This window comes from Acidovorax sp., from assembly GCF_046294525.1.
In the GTDB taxonomy this organism is placed as follows: domain Bacteria; phylum Pseudomonadota; class Gammaproteobacteria; order Burkholderiales; family Burkholderiaceae_C; genus Acidovorax.
The window spans coordinates 83,347-109,186 of the sequence record NZ_JBKBKQ010000006.1 but is presented as its reverse complement, the minus strand read 5'-3'; the positions used below and the strand labels follow the sequence as shown (position 1 = coordinate 109,186).

Below are 25,840 nucleotides of genomic sequence, written 5' to 3'. Positions count from 1 at the left end.
TGCAAGCGGTTTTTGCTGCAATGCAGCAAATTAGGGTGCGGCACCAAAAAGCCGGGCTGGCCACAATGGCGTCATGCATGCCTACTACGCAGACCAGTTCGTGCTGCCCCTGCCCGAAGGGCACCGCTTTCCCATGGCCAAGTACCGCATGCTGCGCGACCGCATTGCGCAGCATCTGCCAGGCGTGGTGCTGCAGGCGGCTCCATCCGCGCCGGATGAAGACCTGGCGCTGGCCCACACTTCGGAATACATCCGCGCTGTGCAGACGGGTACCCTGGCGCCAGCGGCACAGCGCGAAATCGGCTTTCCGTGGAGCGAGGCCATGGCCGAGCGGGCCAGGCGCTCGGTGGGCGCGACGGTCGCTGCCAGTCGCAGCGCCTGGGAGCAGGGCGTGGCAGGCAACCTGGCGGGTGGCACGCACCACGCCTATGCAGACAAGGGCAGCGGGTTTTGCGTCTTCAACGATGTGGCGGTAGCCGCGCGCCGCATGCAGGCCGAGTGGCGGGCAACGCAGACCCGCGCGGGCGCTGCGCCGCTCCAGGTGGCGGTGATCGACCTGGACGTGCACCAGGGCAACGGCACGGCGCGCATCTTCCAGGGCGACGACAGCGTGTTCACGCTGTCGCTGCACGGGGCGCGGAATTTTCCTTTCCGCAAGGAAGTCAGCGACCTGGATGTTGACTTGCCGGACGGCTGTGCGGATGGAGACTACCTACAGGCGCTGGACCATGCGCTCACGGTGCTGGAGGACCGCTGCAGGCCACAGCTGGTGTACTACCTGGCCGGTGCAGATCCGCACGTGGGCGACCGCCTGGGCCGCCTGGCTTTGAGCCATGACGGCCTGGAGGCCCGCGACCGGCGGGTGTTTGACTGGGCATGGCAGCGCCGTATTCCTCTGGTGTTTGCCATGGCTGGCGGCTACGGTAATGACCTGGAAGACACGCTCGCTGCCCAGCTCACTACCTGGCGGGTGGCCTGGCACTACCACCAGCGCTGGCAGAATGTGCCGCCATGAACTCCGCCGCCAGCCCCTCCGCTCCGTCTGCACCCGCCCGCCCGGCGCCCCAGCCCCGCAGCGCCTACCCCGTATTCCGTCCCATCACCACCCGCTGGGCGGACAACGACGTGTACGGTCATGTGAACAACGTTGTGTACTACAGCTGGTTCGATACGGCGGTCAACGCGCACCTGATCGACCAGGGGGTGCTCGACATCCATTCAGGCCAGACCATCGGCCTCGTGATCGAAACCCAATGCAACTACTTCGCGCCCCTGGCGTTTCCGCAGACGGTGGAAGCGGGCGTGCGGGTGGCGCGCCTGGGAGGCTCCAGCGTGCGCTATGAAGTGGGGCTGTTCGCCCAGGGCGAATCATTGACGGCTGCGGCCGGGCACTTCATCCACGTGTATGTGGACCGCGAAACCCGCCGGCCGGTGCCGGTGCCAGAGGCGCTGCGCAAAGTGTTGCAGGCCCTCGCAGTGGCATAAAGTCAATAACTCAAAATTGATAGCTGCTGGCGCTTGATAGATAAGCGCTAGAGGCGATTTTGTTTGATGTTTTCAGCCTTGCTCACACCCTCGCTGCGTCTTTTGATCGTCCTTGGCTGACATCCTTTTTTGGCTGAGCGGCGTATGGTGCGCGGAGGGAGCGTCTGAACAACCGCCACGACAACGGGCTAAACCTCGACTATTTGCAAGACTTGATCATGATCCACACCTTTCCTCGCCGTTTCCTCTCATCGCTGCCGGGCCGTGGCGCGGCCTTTGCCTTGGCCGCGTGCGCGCTACTGGCCGCGGGCGGCGCCCAGGCGCAGGCATACGTCAACGCCACCGTGGGCGGCGAACTGGCGCCCGGTGTCTACGGTCGCATCAACATCGGCAGCGGCATGCCTCCACCCCCGGTGATCTATGCCGAGCCCGTCATCATCCAGCGGCCTGCGGTGGTGGTGCCCCGCGCGCCCATCTACCTATATGTGCCACCGGGCCATGCCAAGAAGTGGGACAAACATTGCCACCGCTATAACGCGTGTGCGCAGCCCGTGTACTTTGTGCAGGAGCCGCCGCCACGCCGCGGCCCGCCTCCACACGCTGGCCGCCATGGCCGCGACGACCGGCGCTGGGACGATGACCACGGGCGCGGCGGCAAGCACGCGCGCGGGCACGACGACCGCGGCAGGCATGACCGAGACGACCACCGGGGCCGTGGCGAAGGCCGAGGCCACGGGCACCAACGCTGAGAAGGCGTATACGCTGAAGGCGGAACAACCGCCTGGGCCGTGGCAGATGCGCTGCCAGCCCACTTGCGCCAGGTCAGGCTGGCCGGTGGTACGTGCGGTTAAGCTCGGGCCCCTATGGCCCAAGTCACTTTTTCTCCGCCTTTCACCTCTCCCGACGATGTTTTGAGCCAGCTGCAGGAAGCGGGATATGCCGTTTTGTCGCCCACAGGCGTTGCGCAGTGGATGGGCTGCGACCTGGCGGACCTGACGACGCTCAATGGCGACTGGGACACTCTGCCGCCCGATGAATTCCTGAAGGACGGTGGCCGGTACCGCCGCCGCCGCCATGCCTGTTTTGTAGTGGCGGGCGGGCAGGTGCAGCAGGTGCCGCACCGCGCGCATTGGCAACCGGTGGAATACAACGCTCTGCATGGCGGCATGGAGCGCTGGTTTGCGCCCATGGAGCCCGCCACCGTCGCACGGCCCGTGTGGCAGCGGCTGCTCGCGGCGCTGGCACAGGTGTCGCAGGCGACGTTCGCGACCCAGCCTGATGCGGATGCTGCGGATGCCGCGCAGCCCTGGTTCTTGGAGGCGCACCAGTTCCGCATCGACACGACGGATGGCATCGGCCGGCCCACGCCCGAAGGCGCGCACCGAGACGGTGTGGACCTGGTCGCCGTGTTCCTGGTGGGCCGCGAAGGCGTGAAAGGTGGCGAGACGCGCGTGTTCGAGGCCCATGGCCCCAGCGGCCAACGCTTCACGCTCACGCAGCCGTGGTCGCTGCTGCTGCTGGACGATGCGCGCATGATCCATGAGTCCACCCCCATCCAGCCGCTGGGCGAAGGCGGGCACCGCGATACGCTGGTGGTGACCTGCCGCCGCGGCAACTTCCAGGGGGCGGACGTGGTGCGGCAGGCGCAGACCCAGGCGCCGGCGGCAGCACCGCAGGCTTGAGCCGTCGATGCCTTGGGGCACAGGGCCGGCGAGTGCTCCGGATTTGATGCGAATCAAGATGCGGGGTATGGTGGCAGTCCACACTCTGGTTCAGAGGCCGGCCACAAGCCGGGCCCATTCATCAACCCAAGGAGAAGCACCATGTTCAAGCACATTCTGGTTCCTGTGGACGGTTCGCAAACGTCGATGCTGGCCGTGTCCAAGGCCGCAGGCCTGGCCAAGACCTTTGGCAGCGCCGTGACGGCGGTGTATGTGATCGACCCGTACCCCTTCACCGGCGTGGGTGCCGACTTCGCCTACGGCCAGGCGCAGTACATCAGCGCCGCCACATCCGAGGCCAACACCGCCCTCGAATCCACCAAGAAGGCCATGAACGATGCGGGTGTGGAAGTGACCACCGTGGTGGGCGAGGGCCATGCCGTGCACGACGGCATCCTGCGCGCTCTGGAGAGCACGGGCGCCGACCTTATCGTGATGGGCTCGCACGGCCGCCGCGGCCTGGAAAAACTGGTGCTTGGCAGCGTCACGCAGCGCGTGTTGGGCGTTGTGCACATTCCCGTGCTGGTGGTGCGCGACTGACTGTGCGCAAGGCCCCCAGGGCCAACGTGTTCCGTGCAAAAACGGTTCCTGACGGAGCCGTTTTTTTTGCCCTACTGCGATGCCTGAGAGCCGACCAGCACGGGCGACGAGCGAAAGCGCTCGGGCAGCAGCGCCTGCAGCTGCGTGATCTTGGGGCGGTCGTACGTGGCGATGTAGAGCGAATGCGGATTGCGTGTGGCGTAGTCCTGGTGCTAGTCTTCTGCGGGGTAAAAGCGGCTCAACGGGACTAATGTGGTGGCGATCTCGCGCGGTAGCAGCTGGGTGGCGTCAAGTTGGTTGATGTACAGCTGCGCGACGCGCTGCTCCTCTGCGTTGGCGTAAAAGATCGCCGAGCGGTACTGCGGCCCGATGTCCGGGCCTTGTCGGTCCACTTCGGTGGGGTCGTGCGCTACCGAGAAGAAGATCTGCAGCAACTGCCCATAGCTCACCACCTGAGGGTCGTAGGTGATGGCCACGGCCTCGGCATGGCCTGTCTTGCCCGAACTCACCTGCGGGTACGTTGCCGTCTCTGGCGCGCCGCCGGCATAGCCTGAAACGGCGTTGAGCACGCCGTTGGTGTGCTGGAACACGGCCTGCACGCCCCAGAAACATCCGCCTGCCAACACCGCAGTGGCCGTCGCGGCCGGGATGGGCGGGCTGCCATGCGCAATGTCCTCCGCTGGAGGCGGCAGCGCCACGGAAGGCCTGGCGCCCGACGAGGCGCCCGCGTACAGCAGAGCCGCCAGCATGGCCACGCCGACCAGCACCAGCAGTTTGGAGCCGTGATTGGAGCCGGGTGACGAAGTGGTCTCGGCGGGTGCTGCCGCGCGCTGAGGACGCACGGGCTTGCGGGAGGAAGGGGGCACGGCAAGGACTCCTGGGCCTGGGGCGGCCTGCGGCGCGGGCCGCCCCGGCGCAGACCTTACTCGATCTTGGCGCCCGAGGCTTCCACAATGCCCCGCCATTGCACGTACTCCTTGTTGAGCAGTGCGCCCAGCTGGCCGGGCGAGAGCGCTTCGGGCTCGGCGCCCTGGGCCTGGATGGCGGCCTTCATCTCGGGCGTGGCCAGCAGCTTGTTGATCTCGGCGTTGATCTGGTTAACGATTGCCGGCGGGGTGCCGGTGGGCGCGAACACGCCGTACCACGTGCTCACGTCAAAGTCCTTGAAGCCGGATTCGGCCACAGTGGCCACATCGGGCAGCGAGGAGCTGCGCTTGGCCGACGTGACGGCCAGCGGGCGCAGCTTGCCGGCCTTGATCTGGCCCATGGCCGAGGGCAGGGACGAGACCAGCAGGTCCACGTTGCCCGCCAGCGCATCCATCAGCGCGGGGTTGGAGCCCTTGTAGGGGATGTGGCTGAGCTTGACGCCCGCAGCCTGCTCGAACAGGTGGCCCGCCAGGTGGATGGACGTGCCGTTGCCGGGCGAACCGTAGGTGATGGTGCCGGGCGCGGCCTTGGCGGCGGTCACCACGTCGGCCAGCGTCTTGTACTTGGAGTTCACGCTGGTGGCGATGACCACGGGCGTCCACGCCACGTGGGCCACGGCAGTGAGGTCCTTGGTCGGGTCCCACGGCAGGTTCTTGTACAGCCAGGGGCCGATGACCAAGTTGTCTTTCTGGCCCATCACGAGGTCGTAGCCCGTGGGCGCGGCCTTCACTGCTTCGCCGATGCCGATGGTGCCGCCGGCACCCGCCTTGTTGTCGGCCACGACGGTCCACTTGGCGCTGTCGGTGAGCTTGGTGGCGACCAGGCGCGAGAGGATGTCGGTGCCGCCGCCGGGCGGGAAGGGCACGATCAGGCGGATGGGTTTGGTGGGGTAGGCCGCCGCTGGAGCCGGGGCCTGGGCATGGGCTGTGGTGCCCAGGGCGAAGGCGAGGGCGCTGAAGGAAAGCAGGGTGCGAATCATGGTGGGCAATGTCTCCGTCGTTTCATGGAATGTGCAGGGGGCACGCGGGGCGTGCGCCGCCAGTCTGGTCTGGGCCAGTGGGCGCCAATGATCGCTGATCAGCGGCGGCGCCCGCCTTGCCAATCGCGGTTGGCAGCATCGCGGGTGGCGATGGCTGCCACCGCGGGTTCACAGCCGCTCAAAGATGGCCGCAATGCCCTGGCCGCCGCCAATGCACATGGTGACCAACGCATAGCGGCCCTGCACGCGCTGCAGCTCGTGGATTGCCTTCACGGTGATGAGCGCACCCGTGGCGCCAATGGGGTGGCCGAGCGAAATGCCCGAGCCGTTGGGGTTGACCTTGGCCGGGTCCAGGCCCAGGTCCTTCGTCACGGCGCAGGCCTGCGCGGCAAAGGCCTCGTTGGCCTCGATCACGTCCAGGTCGGCCACGTTAAGGCCCGCTTTTTTGAGCGCCAGCTGCGTTGCGGGCACGGGACCGATGCCCATGTACTTGGGGTCCACGCCCGCGTGGGCATAGGCCACCAGGCGGGCCAGGGGCTTGGCGCCGCGGGCCTTGGCGGCGCCGGCTTCCATCAGCACCACGGCGGCCGCGGCGTCGTTGATGCCCGAGGCGTTGCCGGCCGTCACCGTGCCGTTTTCCTTCACGAACACGGGCTTGAGCTTGGCCATGTCTTCCAGCGTGGCGCCGGGGCGGAAGTGTTCGTCGGTGGCGTATTGCACGTCGCCCTTCTTGGACTTGAGCGTGACGGGCACGATCTGGTCCTTGAAGTAGCCTGCGGCCGTAGCGCGCTCGGCGCGGTTGTGGCTTTCCACGGCCAGCTTGTCCTGGTCTTCGCGGCTGATGCCCCACTTGGCGGCGATGTTCTCGGCCGTCACACCCATGTGGATGGTGTGGAAGGGGTCGTGCAGCGCGCCGATCATCATGTCCACCATCTTGGTGTCACCCATGCGGGCGCCCCAGCGCATGTTCAGGCTGGCGAACGGTGCGCGGCTCATCACCTCGGCGCCTGCGCCGATGGTCACGTCGGCATCGCCCAGCTGGATGGCCTGCGCGGCCGACACGATGGCCTGCAGGCCTGAGCCGCACAGGCGGTTGACGTTGAACGCGGGCGTGCCCTCGGCGCAGCCGCCGTTGATGGCGGCCACGCGCGAGAGGTACATGTCCTTGGGCTCGGTGTTGACCACGTGGCCGAACACCACATGGCCCACGTCCTTGCCTTCCACGCTGGCGCGGGCCAGCGATTCCTTGACAACCAGGGCACCCAGCTCGGTGGGCGGCACGTCTTTCAGGCTGCCGCCAAAGGTGCCAATGGCGGTGCGCACGGCGCTGACGACGACGACTTCACGGGTCATGGGGAGAGTCCTTTCAGAGAAATTTCAAGTCAAATTGGCCGCCGGCGCTTATCCAGAAAGCGCTAGCAGCTATGAAAACAGGAGTATTCCGGTTCACGCGTCCCGGACATCGGCCACCGGGTTGGTGCCAAAGTCTGCGCGCTGCAGCCAGGCCAGCACGCGGGTGGCGGCGTCCTGGGGCGATGTGAGCTGGCCCCCCGTCTTGAGGTTGGCGAAATTCTGGCGGTCCGGAAAGGCGGCCGGGTCGGCGCCGCGCAGCTGGACCTGCATGTCGGTGTCGATCACACCGGGGGCCAGCGAGCATACCTTGGCGCCATAGGGCTTGAGCGCCTCGTCCAGCGCCACGCAGCGCGTGAAATGGTCCATGCCCGCCTTGGCCGCGCAGTAGGCGGCCTGCGAGGCCATGGCGCGGCGGCCCAGGCCCGAGGAGATGTTGAGCACCTTGCGCGGCACGGTCCAGGTGTCCGTGGCGCCCAGGAAGGCCGCGGTGAGCTGCATCGGCGCCTCCAGCCCCACGCGCAGGGCGTGGGCCAGGTCGGCCGCGTCGCTTTGCGACAGCGGGGCGATGCGCGGGATCACCCCCGCGTTGTTGATGAGCGTGGCGCTGGCGAAAGCCTGCGGCCCCTGGGCCTGGAGCCACCGCTGCAGCTGCTGCGCGGCCTGATCGCCCTGTGACAGGTCGAGCTGCCATTGTTCCAGCGTGGCGCCCGCGGCGCGGGCTTCAGCCGTCAGGTCGTCGTTGGCGCTGCGTGCAATGCAGATGAGGGTGTTGCCGGCCTGCAGCAACTGCTGGGCCATGGCCAGGCCCATGCCGCGCGATGCGCCGGTGAGGATATAGAGGTGGGTTTGAGGCATCCCGCCATGTTACTGCGCGGTAGTCACTGCGCGTGCTCCGGCGGCGACTCCAGCACCGCCAGCAGCCGTGCCAGACGCGCATCCAGCGCTGCCAGGTCGGCGGCCTTGAGGGGTGCCAGGATGCGATGCTCGTTGGCCACGTGCGCCTCTACCGCGCGGTCGATCAGCGCAAGCCCTGCGGGCGTGAGCTGCACGAGCGAGCTGCGCGCGTCCTGCGGGTTGGGCAGGCGCTCGATCCAGCCGCTGGCCTCCAGCTTGCCCATGCGGTGCGTCATGGTGCCGGAAGTGACCATCAGCGTGGAGAACAGCGTGGTGGGTGCCAGGCAATACGGTGCGCCCGAGCGGCGCAGCGTGGCCAGCATGTCGAACTCCCAGAAGCTCAGGCCGAACTCGGCAAAGGTCTCGTCCAGGCGGCGTTGCAACAGGGCCGCGCAGCGCTTGATGCGGCCGATGGGGCCCATGGGGCTCACGTCCAGGTCGGGGCGTTCGCGGTGCCACTGGTCGAGGATGGCGTCCACGGCGTCGGGCGGGCGTTGTGCGGTCATGGGTTTGAATGAGTCTGTTATCTTGATTTCAAGATTGTATGGTAGAGTTATTTATCTCTAAATCAAGATAAATTGCCATGACGACCACCCGCAAGTCTGCTTGGCTGGATGCACTGATCACGGCTGTGGGCCCCGTGATCTGGGGCTCCACCTACATCGTCACCACCGAACTTCTGCCGCCCGACCGGCCTTTTACCGCCGCGCTGCTGCGCACCCTGCCTGCCGGGCTGCTGCTGGTGCTGTGGTGCCGCCGGTGGCCCGCCTGGGGCGACTGGACGGGGTGGTGGCGCCTGCTGGTGCTGGCGGCGCTGAACATCGGCGTGTTCCAGGCACTGCTGTTCATCGCCGCCTACCGGCTGCCGGGCGGCGTGGCCGCGGTGGTGGGCGCCGTGGGGCCGCTGGTGGTGATGGGCCTGAGCTGGGCGCTGGACCATCGGCGTCCCCCCGCCGTGGCGCTGGCGGCCGGAGCCTGCGGCGTGCTGGGCATGGCCGCGCTGCTGCTGTCGCCGGGCGCGCGCTGGGACATGGTGGGCGTGGCCGCCGCGCTGGCGGGCACGCTGTGCATGGCGGCGGGCACCTTCTGGTCGCGCCGCTGGCGGTTTGATTTGCCGGTGCTGGCCTTCACCGGCTGGCAGCTGCTGGCGGGCGGCATCATGCTGGCGCCCGTGGCCTGGGCGGTGGACCCGCCGCTGCCCGCGCTCACCGCAACCCATATCGCCGGCTACGTGTACCTGAGTCTGGTGGGCGCGCTGCTGTCGTATGCGGTGTGGTTCCGCGGGGTGGAACGTTTGCCTTCGATTGCCGTGTCGTCGCTGCTGTTGCTGAGCCCTGTCACGGCCGTGGTGCTGGGCTGGGCGCTGCTGGGGCAGGCCATGCGAGGCCTGTCGCTGGTGGGCATGCTGGTGGTGCTCTCCAGCATCCTAGCGGTGCAGTGGGCGATGTCGCGCCCTCAGGCGCCTGCGGGGTCCTGATTTGCAAATGCTTCTAATTTGATAGCTGCTAGCGCTTGCTGAATAAGCGCTAGCGGCCAATTTCAATCAAAATTCGGCCGCCCATCCCAGCGCCATCCACGCGCCCGTTGCGGGGTGGGCAAAAGCCAGGTGGCTGGCATGCAGCAGCAGCCGCGGGGCCTGGGCCTGGGTGGCCGCGTCGGCATACAGCGCATCGCCCAGGATGGGGTGGCCGATGGCTGCCAAGTGCACGCGCAGCTGGTGGGTGCGGCCGGTGACGGGCTCCAGCTCCAGGTGGGTCGTGCGGGCAGCAGCATCGTGTCGCTGCACGCGCCAGCGGGTGAGGCTGGGCTTGCCCAGCGTGGGGTCGATGACGCGCAGCGGGCGCCGCGCCCAGTCGGCCGCGATGGGCAGATCGATCTCGTTCCAGGCCTCGGGGTCTTCCACCCCAACCAACCCCTGCACCACCGCCTGGTAGCGCTTGTGCACCTGGCGCTCGGCAAAGGCCTGGCTCAGGCGCCGCTGCGTGTCGAGGTGGCGGGCCATGAGCACCAAGCCCGAGGTGGCTTGGTCCAGCCGGTGCACGATGAGCGCGCCGGGCCAGCGCTGCTGCGCCCGCGCGCTCAGGCAATCCTGCTTGTCGGGCCCGCGGCCGGGCACGCACAGGAGGCCGGCGGGCTTGTGCAGCACCAGGAGGTCGGCGTCTTCGTACAGGGCCTGCACGGGGTGGGCGTCTGGTGCCGCGGCAAGCGACACACCTGCGTCCGAGTCCGTAGCTGCCTCAGGCGCCATCGCCCGCCACCAGCCGCTGCACCGTGGCGCACAGTTCTTCCACATCGTTGGGCTTGTGGATCAGTGCTCGCGCGCCTTCGGCCAGCGCAGCCTGTTCGATCTCGGCCGTCACGTAACCCGAGGCCAGGGCCACGGGCAGGTCGGGGCGGATGAGGCGCGCCTCGCGCACCAGGTCCACGCCACAAAAGCCGGGCATGTTGTAGTCGGTCACCAGCAGGTCGTAGCACTGCGGCGCGTCGCGCAGCGCGGCCCTGGCCTCGTGCGGGTCGGTGAAGCCGCTCACCTCGTAGCCGCGTCGGCGCAGCAGGCGCTGCACCAAAAAAACCAGCGCCTGGTCGTCGTCCACGTACATCACATGCGGTTTGCGCGGCGGCGGTGTGCAGCCAGGGTTGTCGGCAGGCGCAGCCGGGGCGGCAAGGGCCGGCGCATCTGCTGGGGCGGCATCGGCGGCCACCGGCGCATCGGCCACGGCAACCGGGAAGTACAGCGTGAACCGGGCGCCCTGGCCGGGCGCGCTGTGCACGTCGACCGCACCTTCGTGCGTGCGCATCACGCCGTGCACCACGGCCAAGCCCAGGCCTGTGCCCTGGCCCACGGGTTTGGTGGTGAAGAAGGGTTCAAAGATGCGCTCCAGCGTGGCGGTGTCCATGCCTGGGCCGTTGTCGCGCACGCTCAGTGCCACGTAGTCGGCCGACGCCAGCCCCAGCCGCGCGCTCAGCCACTGGTCGGGCTGCACGGCCGCCGCTTCGACATGGATGCTGCCGCGCTCCATGCCCTGGCCCTGGATGGCGTGGACCGCGTTGGTGCACAGGTTCAACAGGGCTTGCTCTACCTGCGTCGCATCGCCCAGCACGGGTGGCAGGCCTTGCTGCAGCTGCATGTGCAGTTCGATGGAAGGGGGCAGCGTCACGCGCAGCAGGCGCTCGGTATCGTGCACCACCTCGGCCAGCGCCACGGCGGTGCGCCGGGGCGGCTCGTTGCGGCTGAAGGTGAGGATCTGGCGCACCAGATCGCGTGCGCGGCGACCGGCCTTGTCGATCTCTTGCAGGCTTTCCAGCACCGGCGAGCCGGGCACGCAGTCGGCTTTGGCCAGCTCCACATTGCCCAGGATGGCGCCCAGGATGTTGTTGAAGTCGTGCGCAATGCCGCCGGCCATGGTGCCCATGGCCTGCATCTTGTGGGACTCGCGCAGTTGGGCTTCCAGCTCGCTGCGATGGGCCTCGGCCTTCTTGCGGCCCGTCAGGTCGCGCGCGAACACGGTGGTGGTCTCGCCTTCGGCGTGCTGCTCGAACGACACGCTCACCTCAACGGCCAGCTCCTTGCCGCTGGCGGTGAGCGCGGTCATCTCGCCCAGCAAGGCCTGGGTGGTGAGCTGGGCAAAGGCCAGCGCCTGCGTGGCGTCGGGCAAGAAGCGGTCAAGCGTGCTGCCCAGCGCATCGCCCGCGCTGCACTGGAAAAGCGCGGCCGCCGTGGGGTTGAACACGGTGATGCGCCGGTGCTGGTCCACGCAGATGATCGCGTCCAGCGCCGAATTGATGACCGCCTCCAGCCGCTTCTGGCTGGCGCGGATCTGCTCGTTGCGCTGCTGCAGAGCCATTGCGCTTTCCTGCAGTGCATGCCGCTCGGCCAGCAGCGGCCCCTGGTCGATGACGGCACACAGGTATTGCGGAAGCGGCGGGCCCTCATCCTGCGGCGCTTCGATGCGCGCAATGTGCAGGTCGCCCGTGATGCGCAGGGTGTCGTTGATGGCGAACACCACTTCGTTGACCTCGCTGTGGCCCAGGTCCTCCGCGTGCCGGAAGGCCTCGCGCACCCGGGGCGCGTCTTGCGCGCACACAAAAGGCATCAACGCCGTGAGCGGCCGGTCGCGCTCGGTGGGCTGAAAGGAGCGGTGGGCCATCGAATTGGCCTGCACCACCATGTCGTGCTCGTCCACCACCATCAGCGCCAGCGGGACCCGCGCGAACAGGGTTTCAAAGCGCTCGTAGGCGCTTTCGGCCACCGTCTGGCTGTAGCGCAGCACCTTGTTCTGGCTTTCCAGCTCGGCTTGGTAGGCGCGCAGCTCCGCCACCAGATTCCCGGCTTCTTCGCCGGGCTTTGCGCCACTTGCGCGGGCATGCGCCGCCTGGGCGGGCTGCCGGCCAGCCGGGTCCAGAAAAGACAGATCGGGTTCGCTCATGCTTTGCAAAAAACGGGTCGGCGGCGCGGGTTGCGCTGCGCGGCAGGGTGCCAGGGCCCAGGCGGACGAGTGTACGCCCGGCAGTGTGTGCGCCCAAAGGCCGCATGGGCATCGGCACGGGCGCTGAAAGTCCCTCGATTGTTGACGGTTTGCGAACAATCCTTTTCCGACCTTGGGCTTACCGAGCGGCGGACGCATGCCTACAGTTCATGCATTCCAACTCACAATTTTCGTGTCATGACCGCACCCTCTGCCGCCACAGCCGCAAACCCCCTGCTGGACCAACTGCAATGGCGCTACGCCGCCAAGAAGATGAACCCCGCCAAGGCCGTGCCGCATGACAAGGTGGAGCGCATTCTGGAGGCCGCGCGCCTGGCACCCACGTCCAGCGGCCTGCAGCCCTTCGAGATCATCGTCGTGACCGACCCCGCCGTGCGCGCCAAGATCCAGCCCATCGCCTGGAATCAGGCCCAGATCACGGATGGCTCGCATTTGCTGGTGTTTGCGGCCTGGGACAACTACACGGCCGAGCGCATCAACATGATGTTTGACCTGACCAATGAGCAGCGAGGCTTCAAGAACGAGGGCTGGGAAAACTACCGCCAGATGCTGCTGGGCATGTACCCCCAGCGCGACGCGGAAGTGAACTTTCAGCACGCCGCCCGCCAGGCCTACATAGGCATGAGCGCAGCCCTGATCGCAGCGGCATTCGAGCAGGTGGATTCCACCCCCATGGAAGGTTTCGATCCCAATGCGCTGGATGAGATCCTCGGCCTGCGTGCCCGTGGCCTGCGCAGCGTGGCCATCATGCCGCTGGGCTACCGCGCCGACGAAGGCGACTGGCTGGTGAACCTGAAGAAGGTGCGCCGCCCGCGTGAGCAGTTCGTCACGGAAGTCTGAAGCCGTCGGACTCTGCGCAAAGGCCGGGTCGTTGCCCGGCCTTTTTCTTTTAGTACGCGCAGGGTTTTCAGCGCATGGCGGGCGCTGTGTCCGTCACGCGGCGCATGGGCGTCAGCACCCAGGCCAGCGCAGTCAGCACCACCAGCGTGCCACCGCTGGCGGCAAACAGCTGAGGCAGCGTGACGCTTTTCATCACCCAGCCCGTCACGGCTGCAGAGATGGGCGCCAAACCCATGAAGATGAACATGAACAGGCTCATCGCGCGGCCCAGCAGCGCTGGGGGCACGCGTTGCTGAATCCAGGTGAACACGCTCACCTGCATGAAGCCGCCCAGCAGGCCGATCACCAGCATCAGCAGCGCGCCCTGCCACACGGCGGTGATCAGGCCCAGCGGCATGAACAGCACGCCGATGACTGCGTCGAACGCAAGGATCGTCATGCCCAGGCTTCCAATGCGCAGACGCGGCACGGCCCCCGACACCACCATGCCCAGCAGCGTGCCCGCGCCATGGGCGCCCACGATGATGCCGAAGGCGGCGGCGCCCAGCGCGGGCGTGCTGCTGGCCAGCACCGGTATCGCGATGTGGACGGGGCCCATGATGAAAAGGGCGACTGCGCTCCAGTAGAGAAAGCAGGTGCGCAGCTCGTGGTCGCGCCAGAAATGAACGATGCCTTGCGCCACGGAGGCCAGCACGGCCTGGGGCGCCGACGCGGGGGCGGGGCTGGCGGCGTGGGTTTGCACCTTGGACAGTGTCCAGGCCGACACCGCAAAACTCAGCGCGTCGAGCGCAAAGGCGATGCCGATGCCGGATGCATTGACACGCGTCGGGGTGCTGGCTGAACTCGCGGTGGCATCCCCTGCACCCCACAGCGCAATCAACAGTCCAGTCAGTAAGGGGCCGATGAATAATGTGAGCTGGCGCAGACCCAGGTGGATGCTGTTGGCGGCCTGCAGTTGCGAGCGCGCGACCACGTGCGGCATCATGGCCGTGCCGGCCGGGATGCTGAATGCCGTGGCCAGACCAATGCCCAGCGACAGTGCGTACACCATCCACAGCGTGAGCGCGCCTGCAAACACCAGGGCTGCCAGCACGGCCAGCAGCGCAAGGTTGATGTATTTGGTGACCATCAGCACCTGCTTGGGCGAACGCCGGTCCACCACTGCGCCGCCCACCAGGATAAAAAGCGCACGTGGCACGCTGACCAGTGCCAGCACGGTGCCCAGCACCAGGGTGTCGCCCGTCATCTGCAGCACCAGCCAGGGCAGGGCGATCAGGGTGAACTGGTCGCCCAGCATGGACAGGAAGGCGCCGCCGGTCATCCAGCGGAAGTTGCGGTCTTGCAGCAGCGCGGCGCGCGGGTCTGGTGCGGGGCCGGGGCGCTTGTTCTGCGGCGTATGAGGAAGTGCGGTGTCGGTTGTCATCTGTCGGTCCATTCAAGAGGGCCGACTGTGCAGCCTCACGTTGCGTGAGGGTCAAGCATTTTCCGCGCTTTTTTGTTGTTCACGTGTTGCGGCTGTGCTGCGGCGCTTGCTGGCGCGGCGTGCGCCAGTGCGGCATGCAGAAAGGCACGCACAGGCGCGCTCAGCGGCGCGCCTGCCTGCAGCAGTGGCTCGTTGGTCGATGCGGCGAGCAGCTTCTGGCGCAACGAGGGGCTGTGGCCGGTCAGTGTGTCGAAAAGATCGTTCCAGCGCAGGGCTGCGGATGTGGCGTCGGGGTGGTAGGGCGACAACGCGCGTGACAGAAGCGCTTGCACATCGTGCTCCAGCGCCGCCCAATGGGTGTGCGGCACATGGCCCAGTGCACGCAGGTCGTCGCGGGTGAGGTATTTCTCCAGCACGGCCATGCGCATCTTGATGGCGGTTTCGATGTACTCGATCATGTCCCCGGGCGGAGCATGGTTGCGCCCCTGGGTGCTGGGTTCGGTACGGAACATGTGGCCCCAGCGCTCCAGCAGGTCCATGTCGCCCCCCATCCAGTGCAGCATCAGCGCCATCCAGCGGTAGGCCAGCGCCTGCACCTCGGGCGCGTCGGGCGGCAGGCCGCGGTCCATGGCGCTTCGCACGAGGTCTTTCACCACCAGCCAGTCCGCCTCGATCAGGCCCCAGCTGCTGAAGATCTGCTTGAGCTCGGCGGCGCTGAAGTACTTACCGTACGTGGTCATCAACGCCAACGCCTCCAGCCAGTTGCCCATGTCGGGTTCAGCGCCGGCCATGAGACCGTCGCGCAGCATGGAAAGGCGCCCGCGCAGTTCGGTGGCCTGGGTGATTTGCTGGTCGAGCGCCCGGATCTGTTGGTTGATGATCCGTTCGGGCGCCACGCCGTCGCCCGCCAGCAGCTCGCCGATGTCGCTGAGTGCCAGGCCCATCTGTCGCAGTGTCTGGATGCCGTGCAGGCGCTGCACGTCGGCCTGGCTGTAGAGCCGGTAGCCGGCGTCGGACCGGCCCGAGGGTGTGAGCAGTCCGATCTCGTCGTAGTGATGCAGCGTGCGCACCGTGAGGCCGGTGCGCCGTGCGAGGTCACCGACCTTGAGCAACATCGGTTCTTCTTGTTAACGCACGGAGATCAATTCCACTTCGAAGTTCAGCGTGGCGTTGGGCGGAATCACGCCGCCCGCGCCTGCGGCACCGTAGGCAATGGCGGGCGGGCAGGTCAGCTTGGCCTTGCCGCCGGGCTTCATGCGCTGCACGCCCTCGGTCCAGCAGGGGATCACGCGGTTCAGCGGAAATTCGGTGGGCTCGCCGCGCTTGTAGGAACTGTCGAACTCCTTGCCGTCCAGGAACATGCCCTTGTAGTGCACCTTCACCGTGTCGGTGGCCTTGGGCGATGTGCCCGTGCCTTCCTTGAGGGATTCGTACACCAGCCCGCTGGCCGTCGTGATGGGGCCGGCGGACTGGGCGTGGACGGCGGCGAACGGGGTGGCCACGAGGGCGGCCAGTGCGAGTGCGGAAACGATGCGCATGTGGATTCCTTGAAGGACAGAAAACGCGGAGATAGGAAGTATTTGACGGTGGGAACGCGGAGAACCGCAGAGTTCGCGCGTGAGTGTAAAGGGGGTAGGAAGCCAGCGTTGCGACGGCACGTAACGGCGTCGGGAAGCAGCCGAGTTAACCAACGTTAATGCGTCGCCGCCACCTTGCCGCAACACTGCCGTTGCGGCCGATCGGTGCCGCACCCACTGCGGAGAAGAATCGGATGCTTTCACACAACGGCCCGGGCGGATGGGCCAGGCGACACTTTCTGGCAGCGCTGGCCGCAGGCCCGGCGGGCGCGGCGGCAGCGCAGCCTTTGGCCGCGCATCTACCCGAGGTCATGGCCCGACCCGGCGGGGCCGATTTGCCCTACGGTCTGCCTGCCCCGCAAGAGTCGTATGTGGAGCGCACGCTCTCCACGACGGCGGGCTTTCCGGTGTGGCGCACGCCGCTGCAGCACCAGCGCGGCATCATCACACCCAGCGGCCTGCACTTTGCGGTGCACCACAACGGTGTTCCCGACATCGACCCCGCGCGGCATGTGCTGCGCCTGCACGGCCTGGTGAACAAGCCGCTGCGTTTCGATCTGGAAGGCCTGATGCGCTACCCCATGGTGAGCCGCGTGCACTTTCTGGAATGCGCTGGCAACTCGGCGGCCAACGCGCTGTCGCCCACTGCGTTGGACCAGACTCTGGGCGACATCGCGGGCGAGGTGTCCTGCTCGGAATGGACGGGCGTGCCGCTGGCCTACCTGCTGAATGAAGCGGGCCTGAAGGATGGCGCGCAGTGGGTGGTGGCCGAAGGGGCCGATGGCGGATCGCACAGCCGCAGCCTGCCGCTGAAGGCGCTGCTGCAGGACGGCATGGTGGCACTGTTCCAGAACGGCGAGCGGCTGCGGCCCTCTCAAGGCTACCCCATGCGCCTGTTCATGCCGGGCTGGGAGGGTAACGTCAATGTGAAATGGCTGCACCGGCTGGAGGTGACCGATGCGCCCGCGTACACCAAGGACGAGTCGGGCTTGTACACCCAGGTGCTGGCCGATGGGCGCATCGAGCGCTTTGCCTTTCACATGGAGGTGAAGTCGGTCATCACCCATCCGTCGGGCCAGCAACGGTTGCCCGAGCCGCACGGCTTTTATGAAATTGCAGGCCTGGCCTGGTCGGGCCGGGGGCGCATTGTGCGGGTGGATGTATCGGTGGACGGCGGCCGCAGCTGGGCCGCAGCCCAATTGCACGGCCCGGTGCTGGATCGGGCGTTCACCCGCTTCACTCTGCCTTGGCAGTGGAGCGGCCGCCGGGCCGACCTGATGAGCCGGGCAACGGATGAGCACGGCCGCACCCAGCCGCTGCGCAGTGAATGGAAGCGCCGCTATGCCCTGCATTCGTTCAACCACTACAACGCGGTGCAGGCTTGGCGCGTGCAGCCCGATGGGCGCGTGGAGAACGTCTATGCGTGAAGAGCGCTGTTGCTTGCTTTTGCCGGCCGTGCATTCCGTGGCCCGGTGGGTCCTTGCCGGGGTGGTGTTGGCGGCGCTGTTGCTGGGCGGGAGCGGCGCCAGCCTCGCACAGGCGCCCATTGAGGCTGCACCGGCTGCACCGGCGGCGCCGGTGATCGGCCTGGGCCAGCCGCTGCCCGCCGAAGAGATCGCGCGCTACGCCATCACGGTGTTTCCCGACGGGCGCAACCTGCCGCCGGGACGCGGCAGCGTGGAGCAGGGCGCGCGGCTGTATGCAATGCACTGTGCGGCCTGCCACGGTGCCAAAGGCATCGAGGGGCCCGCAGCGCGGCTGGCTGGAACGGATGGCTTCATCGCCTGGAGCGATCCGCTGCGGCCGCTGCGCGTGCGCAAGTACCCGCTGCAGGTGTTGTCGGTGGGCGCGATGTGGCCCCATGCGACCACGGTGTTCGACTACGTGCGCCGCGGCATGCCCCTGCATGCGCCCAAGAGCCTGACGGACGACGAGGTGTACGCCATCACCGCGCACCTGTTGCACCTGAACGGACTGGTGCCAGCCAGTGCCGTGATGGACCCACAGAGCCTGCCCCGCGTGGTCATGCCGGGGAGGGGCCGCACGGTGAGCGCGTGGCCGATGGATCGGTAAGCCCTGAGTGAACCTTCAGCCGCCGCCGCGCGCTGCGTCCACCATGCCCAGCCGTGCACGGATGCGCGAGAGCGACACCGGCGAGATGCCCAGGTAGCTGGCTACGTGGTGCTGCGGCAGCAGCGGAGCGAGGTCGCCGTGCGTTGCGAGGAAGGACTGGTAGCGCACCTCGGGCGGGTGGCTTAGTAGCTCAGCCTCGCGCTGGGCGTGTTGTTGGAACACGTGGCCCAGCGCCTGTTCCAGCGGTGGGCCGATGCGCGGAAAGCTGCGTTGCCACTGCTGCAGCGTGGCATAGGGCAGTTCCACGGCGTCGGCCGGCGTCAGGGCTTCGATGGCGTAGGGGCTGGGCAGGACCAGCGGCGGCAGACTGCCGGCCACCCAGTGCCCCGGGCCATGGAACGAGCGGTTGCGCTCGGTGCCCTGGTCGCTCAGGTAGAAGAGCCGCACCACGCCGCTCGTCACCTGCCAGCAACGGGTGCTGGTTTCGCCCGCCTGTTGCAGCAAGACGCCCGCACTGAACTGCCGCCGAGGCAATGCCTGCCACAGGGCCGCGAGTGCCGGCTCCGACTGGACCAGCGCTTCCAGATCGGGCGGCTGGCAGAGGGTGCAGGCGCTCTGGGGCATGGCCACGGCGTTCAGGCGTAGTCCGACACCGGAATGCAACTGCAGCTCAGGTTGCGGTCACCCCACACGTTGTCCACGCGCCCCACGGGCGACCAGTACTTGTTGCTGCGCAGGGCGGCCACGGGGTAGGCGGCGGCTTCGCGGGTGTAGGGGCGTGCCCATTCGCCGGCCAGCAGGCTCTCGGCCGTGTGGGGTGCGTTCTTGAGCGGATTGTTGTCCTGCGGCAGCTTGCCCGCTTCGATCTGGCGGATCTCTTCGCGGATGGCGATCATCGCGTCGATGAAGCGGTCCAGCTCGAACAGCGTCTCACTCTCGGTGGGCTCCACCATCAGCGTGTTGGGCACGGGGAAGGAGAGCGTGGGTGCGTGAAAACCGTAGTCGATGAGGCGCTTGGCCACGTCCTCGGCCATCACGCCGCTGCTCTCCTTCAGGCCGCGCAGGTCCAGGATGCACTCGTGGGCCACATGGCCGTTGGCGCTGGCGTACAGCGTGGGGTAGTGGTCCTTCAGGCGCGCGCTGATGTAGTTGGCGCTCAGGATGGCCGTCTCGGTAGCAGCCTGCAGGCCCACGGCGCCCATCATGCGGATGTACATCCAGCTGATGGGCAGCACGGCGGCGTTGCCCAGGGGCGCGGCGCTCACGGGGCCGACCTTGCCTTGCGCGGGGCTCTTGGGCTGGTCGCCCTGGCCGGGCAAACCGGGAAGGAAGGGCACGAGGTCTTCGACCACGCACACGGGGCCGACGCCGGGGCCGCCGCCGCCGTGGGGAATGCAGAAGGTCTTGTGCAGGTTCAGGTGGCTCACGTCGCCGCCGAACTCGCCAGGCGCGGCCACGCCCACCAGGGCGTTCATGTTGGCGCCGTCCACGTACACGCGGCCGCCGTGGCTGTGTACCAGGGCGCACAGTTCCTTCACCTGGGTTTCGAACACGCCGTGCGTGCTGGGGTAGGTAATCATGATGCAGGCCAGGTTGGCGCTGTGCTGCTCGCACTTGACCTGGAGGTCGGCCATGTCCACGTTGCCGTTGGCGTCGCAAGCCGTCACCACCACTTGCATGCCAACCATCTGCGCGCTGGCTGGGTTGGTGCCGTGCGCGCTGCTGGGGATCAGGCAGATGTTGCGGTGGCCCTCGCCGCGCGACTCGTGGTAGGCCTTGATGGCCAGCAGGCCGGCGTATTCGCCTTGCGAGCCAGCGTTGGGCTGCAGGCTGATGCCCGCATAACCCGTGGCTTCGCACAGCCAGGCGCGCAGTTGCTCATCCAGTTCCTTGTAGCCCTGCTGCTGGTCAGCCGGGGCGAAGGGGTGCATGTGGGCAAATTCGGGCCAGGTGATGGGGATCATCTCGCTGGTGGCATTGAGCTTCATGGTGCAGCTGCCCAGAGGGATCATGCTGCGGTCCAGCGCCAGGTCCTTGTCGGACAGCTGGCGGATATAGCGCAGCATCCCGGTCTCGGAGTGGTGGGTGTTGAACACCGGGTGCGTGAGGTACTGGCTGGTGCGGCGCAGCGCGGCCGGGATCAGCGGCTCCACGCCGTTTTCAAACGCGCCGAACGTGGGGAGCGCCTGGCCGTCCTTGGCAAAGATCTTCCACAGCAGCTCGATGTCGGCACGCGTGGTGGTCTCGTCCAGCGCGATGCACAGGTACTCTTCGAAGTAAATTCGCAGGTTGGCGCCCATCTGGACTGCGCGGGCAGCTATGGATTTGGTAGCTGTGCCAGTGTGCAGGCTCAGCGTGTCGAAGGTCGCCTGCTCGCGCACCGGGGCGCCCAACTGCTTCAAGCCCTGGGCCAGGATGGCGGTGTAGCTGGCCACGCGCTGGGCGATGCGCTTGAGGCCCTCGGGGCCGTGGTACACGGCGTACATGCTGGCGATCACGGCGGGCAGCACCTGGGCCGTGCAGATGTTGGAGGTGGCCTTTTCGCGGCGGATGTGCTGTTCGCGCGTCTGCAGCGCCAGGCGGTAGGCGGGCTTGCCATGCACGTCCACGCTCACGCCCACCAAGCGGCCCGGCAGGCTGCGCTTGTAGTCGTCACGGCAGGCCATGAAGGCGGCGTGCGGGCCGCCTGCGCCCATGGGCATGCCAAAGCGCTGGGTGGTGCCCACCACGATGTCGGCGCCGAATTCGCCCGGAGGCGTGATCAGGGTCAGGGCCAGCAAGTCGGCAGCCACGATGAAGGCAGCCTGCTTGCCATGGGCCGTTTCCACATCGGCGCGCAGGTCGTCGATGCGGCCGCTGGTGGAAGGGTACTGGGCCAGCACGGCAAAGTAGTCGCCAGCCAGCAGGGTGTTCCATTCCTCAGCCGAGTTGGCCAGTTTCACCTCGATGCCCAGCGGTTGGGCGCGGGTCTGGATGACTTCGATGGTTTGCGGATGTGCATCGCCCGCCACCACGAACACGTTGCTTTTGCTCTTGACGGAGCGCTTGGCCAGCGTCATTGCCTCGGCCGCGGCGGTGGCTTCGTCCAGCATCGAGGCATTGGCAATCGGCATGCCGGTGAGGTCGCACACCATGGTCTGGAAGTTGACCAGCGCCTCCATGCGGCCTTGCGAAATCTCGGCCTGGTAGGGCGTGTAGGCCGTGTACCAGGCGGGGTTCTCCAGGATGTTGCGCAGGATGACGCCCGGCGTGTGCGTGCCGTAGTAGCCCTGGCCGATGAAGCTCTTGAGCACCTGGTTCTTGCCCGCAATGGCCTTGAGCTCGGCCAGCGCCGCGGCCTCGGTGGTGGACGGGGGCAGGTCCATGGCCTGGCTGCGCGCGATGGAGCGCGGCACGATGGAGTCGATGAGCGCGCGGCGCGAGGCCTCGCCGATCACGGACAGCATGTGGGCTTCATCGGCCGCGTCGATGCCGATGTGGCGGGGCAGGAATTCAGTCGCGTTTTCGAGCGCGGCGAGGGAGGGCAGGGTGGCTTGGGAGGTCATCGGCGGCGGCGGCAAAGGGGCAACAACACATGGCCCGGCACATGGCCGGGCCGCGAGGGATGGGCAGTCCCGGTCAGGCGTTCTTGGCGAACTCGGCGTAGGCCGGCTCGTCCATGAGCGCGTCGAACTGCGCCATGTCGGTCACGTGGACCTTGAAGAACCAGCCCGCGCCCATGGGGTCGCTGTTGGCCAGGGACGGGTCGGCGCGCAGGGCTTCGTTCACTTCGACGATCTCGCCGCTGACGGGCATGTATACGTCGGCCGCAGCCTTCACCGACTCGACCACGCCGGCCACGTCACCCTGGCTGAAGGTTTTGCCGACTTCGGGCAGGTCCACAAATACCACATCGCCCAGCGCGTCCTGCGCGTGCACGGTGATGCCCACGGTGGCAGCTTCATGGTCGGAGATGTCGATCCACTCGTGGTCCTTGGAATATTTGACGGTCATGGGGGCTCCAATAGAAAGGAAATAACAGGGAAATTTGCCGATGCCAGCCGCGACTTTAGCCCGGCGGCAGCGGGCGCGTATCGCCCGCGGTTCAACCGCGGTAGTAGCGTGCCGGCGTGAAGGGCATGGCGCGCACTTCCATGGGCACGGCCTTGCCGCGCACGATGGCGTTGACGCGCGTACCGAGGGCGGCGTGGGCAGCGTCCACGTAGCCCATGGCCACGGGTTCGTTCACCGTGGGACCCAGCAGGCCGCTGGTGACTTCACCGATCTTGCGGCCGTCTTCGCTTTGCAGTTCGGTGTGCTCGCGCACGGGCACACGTTCCAGCGCCACCAGACCCACGCGCTTTCGCTGCAGGCTCGTGGGGTTGTCGATTTGCGCCAGCACCTTGTCGGCGCCGGGGAAACCGCCTGCGCGGGCACCGCCGGTGCGGCGCACTTTCTGTATGGCCCAGTTCAACGCGGCCTCGGGCGGCGTGGTGGTGGTGTCGATGTCGTTGCCATACAGGCATAGGCCCGCTTCCAGCCGCAGCGAGTTGCGTGCGCCTAGGCCGATGGGCTTGACCTCGGGCTGGGACAGTAGGGCGCGCGCCAAAGTGTCGGCCTGGGCTGCGGGCACCGAGATTTCAAAACCGTCTTCGCCGGTATATCCGCTGCGGGTGATGAAACAGTCGCAGCCCGCGATGTCGAACGCGCCGCCGGTCATGAACACCAGCTTTTCGACGCCAGGAGCCAGGCGGGCGAGGGCCGTGACCGCTTGCGGGCCTTGCAGCGCGAGCAGGGCGTGGTCGGGCATGGGCACCACCTTGCAGCGCTGGCCGATGTGGGCCTGGATATGGGCGATGTCACCCCCCTTGCAGGCGCCGTTGACGATGACGAACAGCGTGGGCTCGCCATCCACCACGCCCTGGTTGAAGAACATCAGGTCGTCGATGATGGTGCCTTCCTCCGTCAGCAGCAGGCCATAACGCTGCTTGCCCACAGGCAGGTCGATCACGTCCACGGGCATCAGGGTTTCAAACGCCGCAGCCGCATCGGCACCGATGAGCTTGAGCTGGCCCATGTGCGACACGTCAAACAGGCCGGCCGCCGTGCGCGTGTGCACATGTTCGGCCATCAGGCCGGACGGGTATTGCACAGGCATGGAATAGCCCGCGAACGGCACCATGCGGGCGCCCAGCTCGATGTGCAGGGCGTTCAGGGGCGTGATGAGCAGGGGGGCGGTGGCGGATGACATGGCGGAACTCCGGGGCAAATGTGGGCCGCAGCCAAAGGGATGGCCACGGGATTTGCCCTGCTGTCCGCTTTACCTGAGAGATTCACCGCAGCGCCCTGGCTGGCCGTGCGGTTTGCTCCTTCGGTGGATGGTTTCATCACGCAACGTGCGAGCCATCTCTCTCCAGCAAGGGAACGCCCGCATCACTGCGGGCGGTTGCCAGTCCTTTTGCCTGAGCGTTCGGCAGCTGCCTGCGCCTTCGGCGGTGCCGCGCTGCCTTCATTGCGAAGTTGGGGCACTCTCTCCTGACCCGGCGATTCTAGTGCAGCGTTTGACGCTTGATGGCACAAACAAGAAAAATGGATTTTTGGCACTGGCAAGGCGCAAACCGCAGGGATACCGGGCGGTATCGCGAGGATTTGCAACGCGGCCAGGGCCGAAAAGACGTTTTCTTGTGTGCCAGGAAGCGTCAGACGCTGCACTCGCTACTTTGCGTAGACCAGATCCCGCAAACCCAGCGACAGCTGGGGCACATAAGTGATGACCATCAGGCACGCCATGATCACCAGCACAAACGGAATCAGGTGCCCCACGATGCGGTCCAGCGAGATGCGCGCCACCGTGCAGGCCGCAAACAGGTTCACCCCAAAAGGCGGCGTGATCATGCCCATGGCCAGGTTGACCACCATGATGAGGCCGAAGTGCACCGGGTCCACGCCAAAGTGCATGGCCACAGGCGCCAGGATGGGCGCCAGCACGATGATGGCGGCGCTGGTCTCGATGAACATGCCAATCACGAAGAGTGCGGCGTTCACGCCCAGCAGGAACAGCGTGGGCGACTGCAGCACGGCTTCGAGCCAGCGGCCGATCGCATCGGGCACACCGGCGCGCGTGATGAGGAAGGCAAACAACCCGGCGTTGGCGATGATGAACATGATCACCGCCGACGAAATGGCCGACTTGCGCAGAATGCCGAACAGGTCCTTGAGCTTGATCTCCCGGTAGATCACCACGCCGATGATGAGGGCGTAGAACACTGCCACCGCGGACGCTTCGGTGGGCGTGAAGACACCGCCGTAGATGCCGCCCAGGATGATGACCGGCATCAACAGCGCCCATCCTGCCTGCAGCGTGGCCCGGCCGAGCGGCATGCGGCCGTCACCGTCGTTTTTGCCCCAGCCCTTGTACTTGCAGTAGGCCCACACAAACAGCATCAGAACGCCGCTGATCAAAAGGCCCGGGCCAAAGCCTGCGATGAACAGTTCGCCAATCGACACTTCGGCACTCACGCCATACAGGATGAGCGGGATGGAGGGCGGGATGATCACGCCCAGTTCGGCGCTGGTGGCCTGCAGCGATGCGGCGTAGCTGGTGGGGTAGCCGTGCTTGATGAGCGCCGGGATCAGGATGGCGCCAATCGCAAACGTGGTGGCCACCGACGAGCCCGACACCGCCGCAAAAATCATGCAGGTGAGCACGCAGGTCATGGGCAGGCCGCCCTGCACGCCGCCCACGATGCTCTTGGCGAACTCCACCAGACGGCGCGAGATGCCACCTGTTTCCATGAGGTTTCCGGCAAGGATGAAGAAGGGGATGGCTGCCAGCGGAAACTTGTTGATGGACGCGAACATCTCCTTGACCGAGATGAGCATGTTGGCATTGGCCACCTGTATGCCCAGGATGGAGGCCAGACCGATGGAAACGGCTACGGACACGGTGAGTGCAAAACACAGCACCATGGTGGTGATCATGACGGGCGTCATTGCGCGGTCTCCAGCTCAAGGCGTTGGGGGTCGATGAGATTGCCCAGGATGCCAATGGCGCTGAACACACCGCCCACCGGCATGGCCACATAGGCCCAGAACATGGAAACGGATTCGAGGCCTGCCATGGACTGCACGCCGCCGCGCTGGGCATAGTCCCAGCCCCACCACACGATCACGCCAATCAGCGCCAGCGCCGCAAGCGCCACAACGTAGTCGAGCACACGCCGCACACGCGGTGGACTCCAACGGTACAGCACGTCCACGCTCACCATCGCACCCTGGCGGAACGCGCTGGGGATGGCCAGAAACACCATCCAGATCAGGCTGAAGCGGATCAGCACCTCGGTCCATTCGGCAGGCTGCTCCAGCACAAAACGGGTCAGGATCTGGAACATGCCGAGCGTGGCGGCCACTACCAGCATGGCGCACGCGCCGAGCAACGCAACAAACGTGGTGCCGCGTTCAAACATCAGAAAGGTTTTTTTCATGGGGCGGACAACGCCATGGGGTCGGAAGATTCGGTGAGAAGACCACGTTTAAGATGAAAAACGCCCGTAGCGCTTATC

24 protein-coding genes, 1 pseudogene and 2 riboswitches are annotated in these 25,840 nt (G+C 66.8%); of the genes and pseudogenes, 9 read left to right on the top strand and 16 right to left on the bottom strand.

The genetic code is table 11. The features are described from left to right. Window positions 1–73 precede the first annotated feature (73 nt). The 5 genes from ACK4HJ_RS08595 (at window position 74) to ACK4HJ_RS08575 (ending at window position 3,746) form a co-directional block, all read left to right on the top strand. Window positions 74–1,015, top strand: coding sequence for a histone deacetylase (locus ACK4HJ_RS08595; protein ID WP_409829952.1), 942 nt, complete (start codon window positions 74–76; stop codon window positions 1,013–1,015). Continuing rightward, entirely contained in the window at window positions 1,012–1,485 is a 474-nt protein-coding gene (locus tag ACK4HJ_RS08590) for an acyl-CoA thioesterase (RefSeq protein WP_409829949.1), read from the top strand. The genes ACK4HJ_RS08595 and ACK4HJ_RS08590 overlap by 4 nt, the downstream gene beginning before the upstream one ends. 218 nt (window positions 1,486–1,703) lie before the next feature. Beyond that, window positions 1,704–2,234 carry a hypothetical protein gene (locus ACK4HJ_RS08585; RefSeq protein WP_409829946.1) on the top strand — a complete coding sequence of 177 codons (531 nt, stop codon included), beginning with the start codon at window positions 1,704–1,706 and terminating at the stop codon, window positions 2,232–2,234. Window positions 2,235–2,348: 114 nt separating this feature from the next. After that, window positions 2,349–3,167, top strand: coding sequence for a 2OG-Fe dioxygenase family protein (locus ACK4HJ_RS08580; protein ID WP_409829943.1), 819 nt, complete (start codon window positions 2,349–2,351; stop codon window positions 3,165–3,167). A 141-nt stretch (window positions 3,168–3,308) separates the two neighbouring features. After that, entirely contained in the window at window positions 3,309–3,746 is a 438-nt protein-coding gene (locus ACK4HJ_RS08575) for a universal stress protein (protein ID WP_409829940.1), read from the top strand. 71 nt (window positions 3,747–3,817) lie between these two features. On the opposite strand, the pseudogene msrA reads toward ACK4HJ_RS08575, so the two are convergent. The 5 genes and pseudogenes from msrA to ACK4HJ_RS08550 form a co-directional block, all read right to left on the bottom strand. Further along, window positions 3,818–4,495 (bottom strand): annotated as a pseudogene (gene msrA, locus ACK4HJ_RS08570) (peptide-methionine (S)-S-oxide reductase MsrA). 173 nt (window positions 4,496–4,668) lie between these two features. Beyond that, window positions 4,669–5,652, bottom strand: coding sequence for a tripartite tricarboxylate transporter substrate binding protein (locus ACK4HJ_RS08565; RefSeq protein ID WP_409829937.1), 984 nt, complete (start codon window positions 5,650–5,652; stop codon window positions 4,669–4,671). A 168-nt stretch (window positions 5,653–5,820) separates the two neighbouring features. Further along, window positions 5,821–7,005: a beta-ketothiolase BktB gene (bktB, locus tag ACK4HJ_RS08560; RefSeq protein ID WP_409829934.1), complete on the bottom strand. Its 1,185-nt coding sequence runs from the start codon at window positions 7,003–7,005 to the stop codon at window positions 5,821–5,823. Between the two features lie 93 nt (window positions 7,006–7,098). Further along, window positions 7,099–7,860 carry an SDR family NAD(P)-dependent oxidoreductase gene (locus ACK4HJ_RS08555; RefSeq protein ID WP_409829932.1) on the bottom strand — a complete coding sequence of 254 codons (762 nt, stop codon included), beginning with the start codon at window positions 7,858–7,860 and terminating at the stop codon, window positions 7,099–7,101. 23 nt (window positions 7,861–7,883) lie between these two features. After that, entirely contained in the window at window positions 7,884–8,405 is a 522-nt protein-coding gene (locus tag ACK4HJ_RS08550; protein ID WP_409829928.1) for a MarR family winged helix-turn-helix transcriptional regulator, read from the bottom strand. A gap of 77 nt (window positions 8,406–8,482) precedes the next feature. Between ACK4HJ_RS08550 and ACK4HJ_RS08545 the strand changes: the two genes are divergently transcribed. Further along, window positions 8,483–9,376 (top strand): EamA family transporter, encoded by an 894-nt coding sequence (locus ACK4HJ_RS08545; RefSeq protein ID WP_409829925.1) that lies wholly within the window; start codon window positions 8,483–8,485, stop codon window positions 9,374–9,376. A gap of 66 nt (window positions 9,377–9,442) precedes the next feature. On the opposite strand, the gene ACK4HJ_RS08540 is transcribed toward ACK4HJ_RS08545, so the two are convergent. Together ACK4HJ_RS08540 and ACK4HJ_RS08535 are read right to left on the bottom strand one after the other, a co-directional pair. Further along, window positions 9,443–10,147: an RluA family pseudouridine synthase gene (locus tag ACK4HJ_RS08540; RefSeq protein WP_409829922.1), complete on the bottom strand. Its 705-nt coding sequence runs from the start codon at window positions 10,145–10,147 to the stop codon at window positions 9,443–9,445. Beyond that, window positions 10,137–12,326 carry an ATP-binding protein gene (locus tag ACK4HJ_RS08535; RefSeq protein WP_409829919.1) on the bottom strand — a complete coding sequence of 730 codons (2,190 nt, stop codon included), beginning with the start codon at window positions 12,324–12,326 and terminating at the stop codon, window positions 10,137–10,139. Before ACK4HJ_RS08535 ends, ACK4HJ_RS08540 begins: the two co-directional genes overlap by 11 nt. A gap of 237 nt (window positions 12,327–12,563) precedes the next feature. Between ACK4HJ_RS08535 and ACK4HJ_RS08530 the strand changes: the two genes are divergently transcribed. Beyond that, window positions 12,564–13,226 carry an NAD(P)H-dependent oxidoreductase gene (locus ACK4HJ_RS08530; RefSeq protein WP_409829916.1) on the top strand — a complete coding sequence of 221 codons (663 nt, stop codon included), beginning with the start codon at window positions 12,564–12,566 and terminating at the stop codon, window positions 13,224–13,226. Between the two features lie 67 nt (window positions 13,227–13,293). Here the strand turns inward: ACK4HJ_RS08530 and ACK4HJ_RS08525 are convergent, their stop codons facing one another. The 3 genes from ACK4HJ_RS08525 to ACK4HJ_RS08515 are packed head-to-tail and all read right to left on the bottom strand — an operon-like array spanning window position 13,294 to window position 16,187. Beyond that, entirely contained in the window at window positions 13,294–14,649 is a 1,356-nt protein-coding gene (locus ACK4HJ_RS08525; RefSeq protein ID WP_409829914.1) for an MFS transporter, read from the bottom strand. 35 nt (window positions 14,650–14,684) lie between these two features. Continuing rightward, a complete protein-coding gene (locus ACK4HJ_RS08520; protein WP_409829911.1) occupies window positions 14,685–15,764 on the bottom strand; it encodes a MerR family transcriptional regulator in 1,080 nt (359 codons plus the stop codon). A gap of 12 nt (window positions 15,765–15,776) precedes the next feature. Further along, on the bottom strand, window positions 15,777–16,187 hold the full coding sequence (locus ACK4HJ_RS08515) for an FKBP-type peptidyl-prolyl cis-trans isomerase (protein WP_409829909.1): 411 nt from the start codon (window positions 16,185–16,187) through the stop codon (window positions 15,777–15,779). Between the two features lie 233 nt (window positions 16,188–16,420). On the opposite strand from ACK4HJ_RS08515, the gene soxC reads away from it, so the two are divergent. Further along, the gene (soxC, locus tag ACK4HJ_RS08510; RefSeq protein ID WP_409829907.1) at window positions 16,421–17,653 is read left to right on the top strand and encodes a sulfite dehydrogenase; all 1,233 of its coding nucleotides are present in this window, start codon (window positions 16,421–16,423) and stop codon (window positions 17,651–17,653) included. 13 nt (window positions 17,654–17,666) lie between these two features. Continuing rightward, on the top strand, window positions 17,667–18,299 hold the full coding sequence (locus ACK4HJ_RS08505; RefSeq protein WP_409829904.1) for a c-type cytochrome: 633 nt from the start codon (window positions 17,667–17,669) through the stop codon (window positions 18,297–18,299). Window positions 18,300–18,314: 15 nt separating this feature from the next. Here ACK4HJ_RS08505 and ACK4HJ_RS08500 read toward each other — a convergent pair whose 3' ends face one another. From ACK4HJ_RS08500 to ACK4HJ_RS08475, 6 genes are all read right to left on the bottom strand, one after another. After that, complete coding sequence (locus tag ACK4HJ_RS08500) at window positions 18,315–18,923, bottom strand: Crp/Fnr family transcriptional regulator (RefSeq protein WP_409830104.1); 609 nt, start codon at window positions 18,921–18,923, stop codon at window positions 18,315–18,317. A gap of 11 nt (window positions 18,924–18,934) precedes the next feature. Further along, window positions 18,935–21,844: an aminomethyl-transferring glycine dehydrogenase gene (gcvP, locus tag ACK4HJ_RS08495; protein ID WP_409829902.1), complete on the bottom strand. Its 2,910-nt coding sequence runs from the start codon at window positions 21,842–21,844 to the stop codon at window positions 18,935–18,937. Between the two features lie 73 nt (window positions 21,845–21,917). Next, window positions 21,918–22,292 carry a glycine cleavage system protein GcvH gene (gcvH, locus tag ACK4HJ_RS08490; protein WP_409829900.1) on the bottom strand — a complete coding sequence of 125 codons (375 nt, stop codon included), beginning with the start codon at window positions 22,290–22,292 and terminating at the stop codon, window positions 21,918–21,920. A 91-nt stretch (window positions 22,293–22,383) separates the two neighbouring features. Beyond that, complete coding sequence (gene gcvT, locus ACK4HJ_RS08485; protein ID WP_409829899.1) at window positions 22,384–23,529, bottom strand: glycine cleavage system aminomethyltransferase GcvT; 1,146 nt, start codon at window positions 23,527–23,529, stop codon at window positions 22,384–22,386. A 50-nt stretch (window positions 23,530–23,579) separates the two neighbouring features. Continuing rightward, window positions 23,580–23,705, bottom strand: a riboswitch (glycine riboswitch). Window positions 23,706–23,726: 21 nt separating this feature from the next. Further along, window positions 23,727–23,818, bottom strand: a riboswitch (glycine riboswitch). 175 nt (window positions 23,819–23,993) lie between these two features. Next, window positions 23,994–25,271, bottom strand: a complete 1,278-nt coding sequence (locus tag ACK4HJ_RS08480; protein WP_409829897.1) for a TRAP transporter large permease — start codon at window positions 25,269–25,271, stop codon at window positions 23,994–23,996. Continuing rightward, complete coding sequence (locus ACK4HJ_RS08475; protein ID WP_409829894.1) at window positions 25,268–25,762, bottom strand: TRAP transporter small permease; 495 nt, start codon at window positions 25,760–25,762, stop codon at window positions 25,268–25,270. Before ACK4HJ_RS08475 ends, ACK4HJ_RS08480 begins: the two co-directional genes overlap by 4 nt. Between the last annotated feature and the right edge of the window lie 78 nt (window positions 25,763–25,840).